Raw genomic sequence first — 12,478 nt, 5'->3', positions numbered from 1 at the left:
GGTGCCGCACGTTCCCGTCGAGGCGACGTTTCGCGCAGGGGTGACGGATGGCTGATCCGCAATCGAGCGGTCCATTGAAGATCGCCGTCCTGGGTGCCGGTTCCTGGGGCACCGCACTGGCGGCGCTGATGGCCCGGCACGGGCACGCGGTCACCCTGTGGGGCCGCGATCCCGTGGTCTCCGCGGCCATCGACCGGCAGCACGAAAACACCCGCTACCTGCCCGGCATCGCCCTGCCGGACAACCTGCGCGCGACCACCGACCTGGCCGCATCGCTCGCCGATGCCGACCAGGTGCTGGTGGTGGTGCCGTCGCACGCCTTCACCGAGACCTTGAGGCTGGTCGCCCCGCTGCGTCCGGCGCGCGCCGGCGTGGCCTGGGCCACCAAGGGCTTCGAGACCGGTTCCGGCCGGTTCCTGCACGAGGTGGCCGAGGACATCCTGGGCCCGGACGTGCCGCTGGCCGTGGTCACCGGCCCTTCGTTCGCCAAGGAAGTCGCGCTGGGCCTGCCCACCGCGGTGACCGTGCACGGCGCCGATGCGGCCTTCGCCCAGTCCGTCGCCGACGTGATGCATGGCCCGGCCTTCCGCGCCTACACCGGCGACGACATGGTCGGCGCCGAACTCGGCGGCGCGATGAAGAACGTGCTGGCCGTGGCCACCGGCGTGGCCGATGGCATGCAGTTGGGCCTCAACGCCCGCGCCGGCCTGATCACCCGCGGCCTCAACGAAATGCTGCGCCTGTCCGCCGCCATCGGTGCCAAGCCGGAAACGCTGATGGGCCTGGCCGGCCTGGGCGACCTGGTGCTGACCTGCACCGGCGACCTGTCGCGCAACCGCCGCCTGGGCCTGGCCCTGGGCCGCGGGCAGACCTTGAAGGACGCCGTGCGCGAGATCGGCCAGGTGGTCGAATCGGTGCAGACGGCGGACGAGGTGATGCGCCAGGCCGACCGCCACGGCATCGACCTGCCCATTTCCAGCGCCGTGCGTTCGGTCCTGCATGGCGACATGACGCCCACCGATGGCCTGCAGCAGTTGCTCGCGCGCGAGCAGAAACCGGAGTATCCGGAGACGTTGTTCCGGTAAAGGCCGGGATTCGGGAGTAGGGATTGGGGATCGGCAAAAGCGGACAGCTCGCCAATGCCCGCTGCCCTTACTCGAATCCCCAATCCCGAATATCCAATCCCCACAACAGGAAAGCCCGGCCACCAGGGCCGGGCTTTGGGGTGCGACGCGGGGAGAGAGGGGCGCGTCGCGGGGGAGCGGTGTCGCGTGTTACCAGCTGAAGCGCGGGCCGACGAACCACTGGGTATCGCCATCGACCAGCTTCACGTCGGCCGAGGCGCTCCAGTTCGGGGTGAACTTCACCTGCGCGCCCAGGCGGCCGTAGAACTCGCCGTCGTAGTCGTCGCCGTCTTCGTAGCCCGCCAGCGCGTAGCCGTTGAGGCGGTTGGTCAGCGCGCTGTTCACGCCCACTTCGACGCTGTAGCCATCGGCGCTCAAGCCGGGCTGGCGGATGCCGCCGACGGTGAAGCTGTCGGTCTTGGCCTTCTCGTAGGCCACGCGGGTCAGCAGATCGACGCGCTGCGAGAGCTCGTGGTTGTAGCCCACGCCGATGCGCCACTGGTCGAAGTCGACGTTGACGTCATCGACTTCCTGCGTGCTGTAGTCGGCGAAGACATGGAAGTTCGGGTGGATGGCGACGGAACCCTTCAGGGCCCAGCCATCGGCGTCGGGACCATCGATGTTGGTCGCGGTGTAGCCGCCTTCCACGTAGTTGTACGAAACGCCTTCGGCCGCCGAAGCAGCGAAAGGAGCGGCAGCCAGCAGGGTCAGGGCAAGCAAGGACTTCTTCATGAAAACGGGCCTCTTTCTCTTGTTGTTTTGTGGTCCAGCCGCTGCGGGACAGCGACCGGCCCGTGAAGTATCCGTTTAGCGTCACAACACTCACTGAATATCAAACTGACCAGTATATAAATTGGCCGGAAGTACCGGGAACTTTGTGCAGTGGCGTTTGGGGGAACACCATAGTTCGGATACATCCACGCAAAATTTATTTCGGTGTCGATGTCCGCGCCGATCCCGAGCGGATACCGGAACCGGTATCCGGATCAGACGTTCACCCACGCCTTGATGTCATCTCCTCGCCATGCCGAATGAGCGTGAGCGATCGCGGGCGGATCCGATCTGCAAGCGTCAGTCAGTCGTGGGTGTCCCCTGTCAGTCGGGTTGCCCGCATCGAAGGCCGGTTCCCGAATGCATCGAACCAATGGGCGAGTCGCGGGCGATTGCCGCGAAAATCCGGAAGCGCCCGGAACTCGATCCAGCTCAGCGCCGCCGCGATCGCGATGTGGCCGACATCGATGGGTCCATCCACGTCCAGTTCGCGCTCAAGCCAGTCGTAGCTGGCGACCAGCTTGTCGATATGGCCATCGCGCAGCGCCGGATAGCGGAGCGCCTCCGGACGCCGCACGCTCTCCCAGCGCACGGCGATCCCGGCATCGGCGATGCCTTGCGCCACGGCCTGCGTCTGCAGGGTCTTCCACCTGGTTTCTCCAACCAACGGGATGAGCGGCCGGCCGCCGTGCAGCGTGTCCAGGTACGCGCAGATGACGTCGGATTCGAAGATCGGCGGTAGCCTGTCGCGCAACAGGACCGGGACCTTGCCGAGCGGATTCTGCGAGAAGACCTCCTCGTTGCGCAGCGTCGGGCTGGTCTCGTGATGGATGACCTCGATCCGGTCCGCCAGCCCGGTTTCATGGGCGAAGACCAGTACCTTGCGGGCGTAGGGGGAATGCGTCTGGTAGAGCAGTCTCATGGAATCTTCCATCGGAGGTGGGAAAGCAGGGCCAGCGGATCGCGGCGGCCGTTGGACATCTATTCCAAGCCATGCAGCAGCAGCGCCAGCGCCATCGTCAGTCGTCGCGCGGTGGGCAGATGCAGGAATTCGTCGGGCCCATGCGCGTTCGACAGCGGACCCTGCACGCCGGTCACGACGAATTGCGCATTCGGGAGTTGCTTGCCCAGCATCGCCAGGAACGGGATGCCGCCGCCGCCGCCGATGGCCGCGCTGGGCCGGCCAAAGGCCTGTTGCGATGCGTTGTCCAGACTGCGCTGCAACCACGCCGGCGTGGCGGGCGCGTTCCAGCCGGGAGACACCATGTCCACCGAGAACCCGACACGACAGGCATGGGGTGGTGCATCCTCCAGTATCGCCTTGAGGCGTTGCGAGGCCGCCTCCGCGTCAAGGGTCGGCGGTAGCCGCAGGCTGACTTTCAGTCGCGTGGCCGGTTGCATCACCGCGGCGGCGTGGGCTACACCGGGCAGACCATCCAGTCCGGTCACGGCCAGCTGCGGACGCCAACTGCGATTCAGTACGACTTCGGAGGACTCGGTATGAACCGGGTGCAAGCCCGCAATGATGGGCAATGCGGTGGCGAGGCCGCTGCCCAGCGAACCGGCGGCGTCACGTGCTTCCCGCCGCCGGGCCTGTGGGATCGGGACATGGAATGCCGGCACCACTTCGCCGGTCCGCGGATCTTCGATGCGGGAGAGAAGATGCCGCGCGATCCGGAAACTGGACGCCACCACGCCGGAGGCATCGCCGGAGTGCACGCCCGATTCCAGCGTCCGCACCTCCAGCGTACCGGCTACCTGGCCGCGCAGCGAGGTCGTGGTCCAGAGCTGATCGTAGTTGCCGCAGCTGCCATCGAGTGCGACGACCAGCGAGACGGTTTCCAGTCGCGGTGCGAGCAGCGCCAGATAGGCGGACAGATCGGGACTGCCCGATTCTTCGCTGGCCTCGATCAGGATCAGGCAACGGGGCCGCTCCATGCCGCACCCGTGCAGCGCCTTGATCGCCGCCACGGCCGCAAAGAGCGCATAGCCATCGTCGGCCCCGCCGCGGCCATAGAGGCGATCGCCCTCCAGGCGGGGGCTCCACGCGCTGCGGCCGTTCGTCCAGCCCTCCATGGCCGGCTGCTTGTCCAGATGGCCATAGATGAGCGTCGTGGCGGCGCTGCTGCCGGGCATATCGACCAGCAGTACCGGTGTCCTGCCGGGAAGATGCAGCGCCTCGATCGAGACGCCCGGCATGTCGGCCAACTGTTCGCGGGCCCAGCCCGTCAGCAGGTCCAGGGCGCGATCCATGTGGCCTGCGCTGGCCCAGTCGGCGTCGAACGCCGGCGACAGGCATGGAATGGCGATGTAGTCGAGCAGGGTCGGCAGGATGCTCCTGTCCCAGGCGATGTCGATGTCTTTCTTCAGGTCCGGCAGGTTCATCGGCAGGCAGTACGGGTTGAACGGGGAGCACATCTTGGCTGCACCACGCCGCCGTCACGCCGCAATCCGGCGCCCTTCGTTGCCGTTTTCGCGCACGGGCCTGGCGTAAAGTTGTCGCATGGAACTGGATCGCCACGACCGACACCTGCTGCGCCTCGTCCAGGACGATATCGGTGCCTCCGCCGAGCAGCTCGCCGCGCAGGTTCCCTTGTCGCCCTCGTCGATCCAGCGCCGCCTTAGGCGCATGCGCGAGGCCGGGGTCATCGAACGCGAGGTCGCCGTCGTCGATCCCGCCGCGCTGGGACGCCCGACCTTCTTCATCGTGTCGCTGCAGGTCGAGCGCGAACGGCCCGAACTGCTCAACCAGCTCCGCCGCTGGCTGGCGGCGCAGGAGCACATACAACAGGCGTTCTACGTCACCGGCGAGAGCGATTTCGTGCTGGTGGTCGCCGCACCGGACACCGAGTCCTACGACGCGCTGATGGGACGCCTGGTGAGCGAGAACCCCAATGTGTCCCGCTTCACGACCAACGTCGCCCTGAGCGTGGTCAAGCGCGGACTGTCCATTCCCATCCCGCCCCATCCGGCGGACTGAGCCTGCAGAACGCCGCCGAACCGCACCAAGCCCGTGGAATCCGCGGTCCGGCCGCACGAGGGTGCGTGCACAGTAGGCGGCATGGACACTCAACGCTCGCCCCTGGACTTCCATCCACGAACCTGCTGGCCGGAATACCGGCCGACCGATCTGGTCGAACTGCCCGCGCTGGCCCGCCATGCCGGTGTCGGCCGCGTGCTGGCCAAGCTGGAGAACCAACGGCCCCTGAGCAACTTCAAGTCGCTGGGTGGCTTCTGTGCGGGCCTGCGCGCGCTCGCACGTCACGCCGGCCTGCGGTCGCTGGAGCAGGTGCGTTCCCATCGGGGCGTCCTGCCGCCCCTGTTGTGCGCCAGCGAAGGCAACCATGGGCTCGCGGTCGCCGCGGCCGCGCAGCATGCCGGGACCCGGGCCTGCGTGTACCTGTCCGCCGGCGTGTCGGATCAACGCGCCGCGCGCATCGAGGGTCTGGGTTCCCGGGTCATCCGGGTCGACGGCACCTACGACGATGCGGTGCAGGCGGCGAAGGACGCTGAAGCCGCCGGTGCGGGACTGCTGATACCCGATACGTCCAACGATCCATTCGATGTCGCCGTGGCCGATGTCATGGATGGCTACGCGGTGATCGCCCGCGAACTGGCCGTGCAGTTCCGGGAACTGATTGGAGACAGGCCATCGCATGGCTTCATCCAGGCGGGCGTGGGCGGCCTGGCCGCTGCGATGGCGCGCGGCCTGGCAGACCACTGGCGTTGGCCGGGGCAACTGCTGACAGTGGAGCCCGAGCATGCGGCATGCGTCGCCACCGCACTCGAGTATGGACACCCCCGGCTTGTCGGCGGCGATCTGCGGACCACGGCCACCATGCTGGCCTGCGGCCTGGCATCGGCTCCGGCCGTGCAGACGTTGCGCCGCCATGGCGCCCGGGGGATGACCGTATCCGACGCGGAACTGGAGGCCGCCGTCCACGTGCTCGCCCGGGATGGCGGCCCGGCGACGACGCCTTCCGGCGCTGCGGGCGTTGCCGGCTTGTTGCGGGTGGCCGGGGATCCCGGCATGCGGTCGGTGCACATGCTGAGCAGCGAGAGTTGCGTGCTGCTGCTCATCACCGAAGCAGCGTTATAGAAGTGGACTGGCCCCTCCCGGGGTTGATATCCACTTCTGGCCGACAGGGACCTGACAGGCGGAATGGCAGCTTCCGTCAATCCGCGTGGAGGTCCGGAAATTCCTGGTGCGGCCATGCGACAGCGGCCGGTGAGCCTCGCCGCCGACGGTCGCGCTCATGAATCTTTTGTGACCGATGGCGGAAGTGCGCGCCCAAGAGCCTCTTGGGTGTATCTCCCCCGCATCCCGCGGGGCCGACCGAGCAAAGGGGTGAATCATGGGCAAATTGGGGCTCCCGGGCATCGCGCTTCCGGGGAACGTAGCCGGCCTTTTGATCGCGGTTGGCCTGATGGCGGTGTTCGGCGTCGCCATCGCGGCAAACCCGCCCATCACGACCGCCAACAGAACGCTGATTCTTCGGGTGCAGGACGGCAGCGTTTCCCACAATGGCGTCACCCGTCCCACCTTCAGCATGGGCGGACTGGTCATCGTCGGCGCCGATGCCTACGTGACCAAGAACGATGTCCCGGACGACAACGGCACTGGCTGGGCGACCTTCTACCACATCGACAACTTCAATACACCGAGCGCGGTTGTCGCGCCGCGTACGATCCGGATGAAAGGCAGTACTGCGCCGGTGGACATGGGCCACGTCAACGGGATGGCGTACTACCGCTGGCCCGGTACCGATCCGCTGGAAGTCGGCTCGTTCTACATCCCGATGTTGAAGGCCGTGGGCGACCACCAGATCGCGCAGGTGAACAATCAGGGAGAAATCACGGCCTTTTTCAAGGCCCGGCAGGGGGCGGTCGAGAAGAAGATCGCATCCATCGCCCACTACGGCGGCGGGATCTTCATCGTCGGCACCGGTGGCGAGAACATTGCCGATCCGAGCGATGCGAACCAGATCCTGAAGCCGTATTACACGGCCATCATCGATGGCGACTGGTTCGAGTTGGGCGATATGTTCTACGTGCCCACCACGAAGCAGTTCAACATCGGGCAGGACATCCACTACGAACCGGCCGACGACGAGCTGCTGGTGCCGGTGTGGGACGGCAAGAACACCGTGGGCACGGCGACAGGCCGGAAGAACCGGATCATCGTCGTCAAGCTGGGCAACATCCAGGATGGCCGCGTCTACGCGCCCAGGCGCTGGATCGACCTCACCGTCCCGGCATCGGATGCCTCGAAATTCGAGATCGAGGGTCTTTCCCGCGATGCCGGCGGGAAATTGTTCGTCGCTTCCAACATCACCAACCCGGCGGGCACCGCGAACATCGACGGCATCCACAAGCTGACGGGCCAGTAGCAGGGTACGACCACGCCGGGTGCATGCGGGAAGTCCGGCCGATACCGCCGGGCCTTGTAATGCGGGCGCAATCGCCCCCGGCCAGAATCGCATGCTTGCGCATCGGGGCGGTGCGTATCGGGGAAAGCCGTTTGTCTCATCTGACTGGAACGGGGGGAGCCGTGGAAGGTTTCCCCGACGACGTGGAAAGGACGCGCTGGTTCCTGCACCACATCCTGCCGCACGAGCCCGCCCTGCGCGCCTGGCTGGGGCGGCGGCACAGCGCAGGCTTCGACGTGGACGACATCGTCCAGGAGAGCTACGCGATCCTGGCCGAACGCGAGCGCCTCGACGACATCCACAACCCGCGCGCCTACCTGTTCCAGGTGGCGCAATCGCTGGTGGTGCGCAACATCCGTCGTGCGCGGATCGTGCCGATCCTGGCCGTGGAGGACCTTGGCCGCGTCGAATTCGCCGACGGAGCCGCCACCCCCGAAGAAAGCGCGCTCGAGCGCGACGAGCTGCGCTTGCTGGCCGAGGCGATCGCGTCCATGCCCGGCCGGACTCGCGAAGCCTTCGTCCTGCGCCGCGTGCACGACCTGCCCCAGCGGGAAATCGCCACTCGCATGGGCCTTTCCGAGAGCACCGTCGAAAAGCACATCGCCCGTGGCATCCGCTGGCTGGGAGAATGGGCCGCCAATGGCGGAAACCTGCCTGTCAGAACCTCTAGGCAGTTGGAGCGGGACCTGAGACAGACCAATGGACGGACGCGAAACCAGTCGTGACATCGAACGCACCGCCGCGCACTGGGTCGCGCGGATGGATCGTGCGCCGCTGTCGGCGAAGGACGAGGCACGGCTGCAGCGCTGGCTGGCCGGCGACGCGCGCCGCCGCGGCGCCCTGTTGCGCGCCAAGGCGCTGTGGTTGCAAGCCGAGTCCCTGCGCGGCACCGGGCAGTTGCGCGAATTGAATGCCGCGCCGCGCGCGGCAACGGTTGCCTCGCCTCCGCAGCGGCGCTGGGACCCGCATCGCCGCCGCCTGTTGCAATGGTCCGGCGCCATGGCGGCGTCGTTGCTGCTGGCCGTGTTCCTGTTCGTCAGCGTGCCGGTGCCGACCGCCTATGCCACGACCAAGGGGGAAATGCGCCGGGTGTCGCTGGCCGACGGTTCCGCCTTGACCCTCAACACCGACAGCAAGGTCGAGGTATACGACGACGCGGGCCGGCTGCGGGTCAAGGTCAAACGCGGGGAAGTCTTCATCGAAGCCGCGCACGTGGCGCCGCCGCTGGTGGTGGAAGTCGACGGCCGCCGCCTGAATGCCAGCGCCGCCGTCTTCGTGGTGCGCATGCTCGCCGGCCAGCCCGCCCAGGTCACCGTGCAGGACGGTGAAGTCGAACTGGCGGCCACGTCGACCACCGTGGCCGCGAACACCCATCTCTCGCTGCCGGACAGGCACGGCAAGGTCCAGACGGCATCGCTGTCGCCGGACCAGTTGCAAAGCAGACTGGCCTGGCGCGAAGGCAAGATCTCTTTCCAGGGCGAAACCCTGGCCGAAGCCGTCGCCGACTTCGCCCGCTACAGCGATACCCGCATCGTCATCGCCGACCCCGAGCTGGCCAGGATGCCGATCACGGGCCTGTTCGCGGCCAACAATCCGGTCGGATTCGGGCGTGCCGTGGCCAAGGTGTTCGATACCGACGTGCGGGAGGAGCGGAACCGGGTCGTCGTGGGGCGTGCAGATTAAATTTTTGTGACCGATGGCGGATTCGCAAGGCCGGCGTCTCTTTGTTCTTAGTGCCGTATCTCCTCGCGGCTTATCGAGAGCAAAGTCCGATGATCCACCACAGGCAACTCCTGCTGGCCAGTGCCGTGCTCGCCGCGCTGGCCACTGCGCCGCAAGCCCTGGCGCAGCAGCGCCAGTTCAACGTGCCGGCGCAATCGGCGGTGAACGCCATTCCCGAATTGGCGCGCCAGGCGCAGTTGCAGATCGTGGCGCCCGCCGATGCCCTGCAAGGCATCCAGGCCCAGGCCGTCAACGGCGAAATGGATGCCCGCGAAGCCCTGCGCAAGCTGCTGGTGGGCACGAACCTGGAGATCCAGTCGGACGACGGCAACGTCATCACCCTGCGCGAAGCGTCCGCCGCGCCGGCACGGCAGGTGGCCGGCCGCGGATTCATCCTCGGCCGCGTGTTCGACCCGGCGACCGGTGAGTACCTGCGCAATGCGCGCGTGAAGATCGACGGCCGCCAGGTCGCCACCTCCGGCGAACGCGGCGAGTTCCGCATCAACGACGTGCCGACCGGCACCCAGGTGCTGACCGTCGAGTTCACGGGCTTCGGCACCGTGCGGAAGGAAGTGGAAGTGCGCGCCGGCGAAACCAGCGAGCCGGTGTTCGAACTGTTCAGCACCGTCGGCGGCGCCAGCGACGCGGCCACCCTGGACACCGTGCAGGCGGTGGGCACGCGCGAAGGCGACGCCCGCGCGATCATGGAACAGCGCGCCTCGATGAACATCACCAATACCCTGTCGGCCGACAGCTTCGGCGAAATCGGCGACGGCAACCCGGGCGAATTCCTGAAGTACATGCCGGGCGTGGATTTCGACGTCGTGGCCGACGATGCCCCGCGCAACATCAGTCTGCGCGGCCTGCCGGCCAAGTACACCGGCGTCACCCTCAACGGCGTGAGCCTGCCGGGCATCGACGCCAACTCGTCCAGCTCGCGTACCTTCAGCTTCGAGCAGAGCGCGCTGGCCGGCGTGGATTCGATCAGCATCAACAAGACCACCAGCGCCGACATGGACGCCAACGCGCCGGCCGGCACCATCGACATCCGCACCAAGAAGGCCTTCGACGCCAAGGGCCGCCGCATCACGGTTTCGCTGGGCGGCAACACCCATTCCGGCCTGTGGGACAGCAAGAACACCGGCTGGATGGAAGGCGGCTACGACAGCAAGTGGCTGCCCAGCAGCTCGATCACCTACTCGGACGTGTTCCTGGACAACCGCCTCGGCATCGCCGCCGGCATCAGCAGCACGACGAGCCTGGTGGAACAAACGCAGATCACCTCCGGCCGCAACTACGTGGCTACCGCGGCCAGCCCGTATCCCTACGCGGTGACCTCGATCGCCGCCGCCGGCTACGACCGCGAATACAACCGTCGCGTCGCGTCGTTCAGCGCCGACTTCAAGGCCACCGACGAGCTGATCCTGTCGCTGGCCGCGAACGTGGGCCGCGGCGACATCGACCCGAACACCATCACCCCGACCCTGACCAATGGGCGCGCCACCGCGGCCAATCCGCATGAAGGCGACCCGTCGCTGGATTGGACCACGCATTTCCCGGCGAGCACCAACACGCTGGCCTTGGCCCACACGTACACCTACAAGGTCGGCTATTCGCGCAACTTCGTGCCGAGCTTCGTGTGGCAGAACGAGAACTTCAAGCTGGACGGCAACCTGTTCTCGGCCAACTCGACCAGCCGCTACGATTCCGGCAAGAAAGGCATGGTGTCCACCCTGCTCAACGCGCTGAACGCGAAGGGCAACTACAGCGCCTCGCGCAGCGACTGGATGCACCAGGACTGGAACATCCGGCAAATCGACGGCATCGACTGGGCCAGCCCGGATGCCTTCACCCTCGGTTCGTACAGCGGCGCGCTCGGCGCTTCGAGCCGACCGTCGATCCGCACCACCAGCGGCAGCACCGCCGACCTGGACTATCGCGGCGGCAGCCTGAACTTCGAGTTCTACCAGGACATCGGCAACGTGCCGGTGACCTGGAAGACCGGCATGAAGGCCACCAGGGCCGCTTACGAGTTCGGCAACACCTCCGACGCCAACATCTACACCTACGATGGCCCGCTCACCAATGCCGAATTCCTGCGCGCGGTGCAGAGCGCGAACCAATGGCACGCCGGCGAATCCGGCATGGACATCACCACCTTGAGCGGCGGCGACCTGTACGTGTACAGCCTGCGCAAGATCTACCAGATGATGCAGGCCAACCCGGAACAGTGGGTGCACAGCGAAACCCCGGCGCAGTGGTACAACGCCAACGTGGCCAACGTGAACAAGATGGACGAGAAGATCACCTCGCTCTACTTCATGGGCACGGCGGAATTCACCCACAAGCTCAAGGGCCAGGCCGGCATCCGCTGGGAGCAGACCAGGGAAATCGGCCATGACTTCGTCCCGCTGAGCCCGGAAGAAACGGCCGCCGCCGGTTACCAGGTCAACGCCGCCACCGGTCGCGCCACCACCGTCGAAGGACTGAAGTACCAGTACCTCACCAATCCGCGCAAGGAAAGCGAAGGCCGCTACGACGACTTCTTCCCCAGCGCCTCGCTCAAGTACAGCGTCACCAACGGCCTGGACATCCACGCCGGTTACAGCAAGACCATCATGCGCCCGGAAGTGGGTGACCTGGCCGGCGTGTGGTCGATCGCCTACGGCACCGAAGACGGCAACGTGCTCACCGCGCCGAACGCGAACCTGAAGCCGGAATACTCGGACAACTTCTCGATCCGCGCCACGCAGTACTTCGAGCCGGTCGGCCTGGTGGCCTTCGGCCTGTTCCACAACAAGATCAAGAACCTGATCAACGCCACCACGATGAGCGCCGAAGAATTCGGCTACAGCGGCGACGAGGACATCAGCCTGGTCAACACCACGGCCAACAGCGACGGCGACATCAGCGTCAATGGCTACGAGTTCGAGTTCAACCACGCCATGGACTACCTGCCGGGCGCGTTGAAGGGCCTGACCGTGCGCGGTTCCTACACCCACACCAACCCGTCGGTGGTGATGTCGCGCGTGGCCCAGCAGGTGGCCGGTTTCGGCCTTGGCTGGAAGTACGGCCCGGTGCGCCTGAACATCAACGCCGTGTGGAGCGACGAAAAGGATCGCGGCCCGACCGCCAACGTGACGGTGAACAACGGCAACGGTTCCTATGTGATCAACCAGGAACAGCCGTTCGACGACTACCTGGAAGTGAACATGTCCGGCGCCTACACCTTCATCAAGAAGACCAGGAACAACTGGTTCGGTCTGGAGGCGTATTTCAGCGCCAACAACATCTTCAACCAGAACCGCCACACCGTCTACTCGAACGGTCCGGTCGGCCTGGGCGAAAGCGGCCATCACAGCCAGATCTACATTACCAGCGGCCGTCGCGCGTCCATCGGCATCCGCGCGCGTTTCTGATCGTGGCATCAAC

At 66.4% G+C, this 12,478-nt stretch carries 10 protein-coding genes; 7 read left to right on the top strand and 3 right to left on the bottom strand.

Annotated elements, in window-relative coordinates; translation table 11 throughout:
• Positions 1 to 47: 47 nt before the first annotated feature.
• Positions 48 to 1,085 (top strand): NAD(P)H-dependent glycerol-3-phosphate dehydrogenase, encoded by a 1,038-nt coding sequence (locus AAD027_RS03085; protein WP_341724533.1) that lies wholly within the window; start codon positions 48 to 50, stop codon positions 1,083 to 1,085.
• Positions 1,086 to 1,274: 189 nt separating this feature from the next.
• Here the strand turns inward: AAD027_RS03085 and AAD027_RS03080 are convergent, their stop codons facing one another.
• The 3 genes from AAD027_RS03080 to AAD027_RS03070 form a co-directional block, all read right to left on the bottom strand.
• Positions 1,275 to 1,856: an OmpO family porin gene (locus AAD027_RS03080; RefSeq protein WP_341724532.1), complete on the bottom strand. Its 582-nt coding sequence runs from the start codon at positions 1,854 to 1,856 to the stop codon at positions 1,275 to 1,277.
• Between the two features lie 343 nt (positions 1,857 to 2,199).
• Positions 2,200 to 2,817 carry a glutathione S-transferase gene (locus AAD027_RS03075; protein WP_341724531.1) on the bottom strand — a complete coding sequence of 206 codons (618 nt, stop codon included), beginning with the start codon at positions 2,815 to 2,817 and terminating at the stop codon, positions 2,200 to 2,202.
• A 59-nt stretch (positions 2,818 to 2,876) separates the two neighbouring features.
• The gene (locus tag AAD027_RS03070; protein WP_341724530.1) at positions 2,877 to 4,280 is read right to left on the bottom strand and encodes a M20/M25/M40 family metallo-hydrolase; all 1,404 of its coding nucleotides are present in this window, start codon (positions 4,278 to 4,280) and stop codon (positions 2,877 to 2,879) included.
• Positions 4,281 to 4,398: 118 nt separating this feature from the next.
• On the opposite strand from AAD027_RS03070, the gene AAD027_RS03065 reads away from it, so the two are divergent.
• The 6 genes from AAD027_RS03065 to AAD027_RS03040 all read left to right on the top strand — a co-directional run bounded on the left by AAD027_RS03065 (position 4,399) and on the right by AAD027_RS03040 (position 12,465).
• The gene (locus AAD027_RS03065) at positions 4,399 to 4,875 is read left to right on the top strand and encodes an Lrp/AsnC family transcriptional regulator (RefSeq protein ID WP_341724529.1); all 477 of its coding nucleotides are present in this window, start codon (positions 4,399 to 4,401) and stop codon (positions 4,873 to 4,875) included.
• An 81-nt stretch (positions 4,876 to 4,956) separates the two neighbouring features.
• Entirely contained in the window at positions 4,957 to 5,994 is a 1,038-nt protein-coding gene (locus AAD027_RS03060) for a pyridoxal-phosphate dependent enzyme (RefSeq protein ID WP_341724528.1), read from the top strand.
• A 256-nt stretch (positions 5,995 to 6,250) separates the two neighbouring features.
• Complete coding sequence (locus tag AAD027_RS03055; protein WP_341724527.1) at positions 6,251 to 7,285, top strand: hypothetical protein; 1,035 nt, start codon at positions 6,251 to 6,253, stop codon at positions 7,283 to 7,285.
• A gap of 95 nt (positions 7,286 to 7,380) precedes the next feature.
• Positions 7,381 to 8,049, top strand: coding sequence for an RNA polymerase sigma factor (locus tag AAD027_RS03050; protein WP_341724526.1), 669 nt, complete (start codon positions 7,381 to 7,383; stop codon positions 8,047 to 8,049).
• Positions 8,024 to 9,007: a FecR family protein gene (locus AAD027_RS03045; RefSeq protein ID WP_341724525.1), complete on the top strand. Its 984-nt coding sequence runs from the start codon at positions 8,024 to 8,026 to the stop codon at positions 9,005 to 9,007. Before AAD027_RS03050 ends, AAD027_RS03045 begins: the two co-directional genes overlap by 26 nt.
• An 89-nt stretch (positions 9,008 to 9,096) precedes the next feature.
• Positions 9,097 to 12,465, top strand: coding sequence for a TonB-dependent receptor domain-containing protein (locus AAD027_RS03040; protein ID WP_341724524.1), 3,369 nt, complete (start codon positions 9,097 to 9,099; stop codon positions 12,463 to 12,465).
• The last annotated feature ends 13 nt before the right edge of the window (positions 12,466 to 12,478 follow it).

It is taken from the genome of Pseudoxanthomonas putridarboris (assembly GCF_038321125.1).
In the GTDB taxonomy this organism is placed as follows: Bacteria; Pseudomonadota; Gammaproteobacteria; order Xanthomonadales; family Xanthomonadaceae; genus Pseudoxanthomonas_A; species Pseudoxanthomonas_A putridarboris.
Note: the sequence above shows the minus strand (reverse complement) of the source record. Positions and strands in the feature narration are given on the sequence as shown.

Bases quoted from the DNA above. Each gene is read 5' to 3' on its own strand.
- AAD027_RS03085 (WP_341724533.1), top strand. From the start codon at position 48: ATGGCTGATCCGCAATCGAGCGGTCCATTGAAGATCGCCGTCCTGGGT.
- AAD027_RS03040 (WP_341724524.1), top strand. From the start codon at position 9,097: ATGATCCACCACAGGCAACTCCTGCTGGCCAGTGCCGTGCTCGCCGCG.
- AAD027_RS03045 (WP_341724525.1), top strand. From the start codon at position 8,024: ATGGACGGACGCGAAACCAGTCGTGACATCGAACGCACCGCCGCGCAC.
- AAD027_RS03055 (WP_341724527.1), top strand. From the start codon at position 6,251: ATGGGCAAATTGGGGCTCCCGGGCATCGCGCTTCCGGGGAACGTAGCC.
- AAD027_RS03065 (WP_341724529.1), top strand. From the start codon at position 4,399: ATGGAACTGGATCGCCACGACCGACACCTGCTGCGCCTCGTCCAGGAC.
- AAD027_RS03075 (WP_341724531.1), bottom strand. From the start codon at position 2,817: ATGAGACTGCTCTACCAGACGCATTCCCCCTACGCCCGCAAGGTACTG.
- AAD027_RS03080 (WP_341724532.1), bottom strand. From the start codon at position 1,856: ATGAAGAAGTCCTTGCTTGCCCTGACCCTGCTGGCTGCCGCTCCTTTC.
- AAD027_RS03060 (WP_341724528.1), top strand. From the start codon at position 4,957: ATGGACACTCAACGCTCGCCCCTGGACTTCCATCCACGAACCTGCTGG.
- AAD027_RS03070 (WP_341724530.1), bottom strand. From the start codon at position 4,280: ATGAACCTGCCGGACCTGAAGAAAGACATCGACATCGCCTGGGACAGG.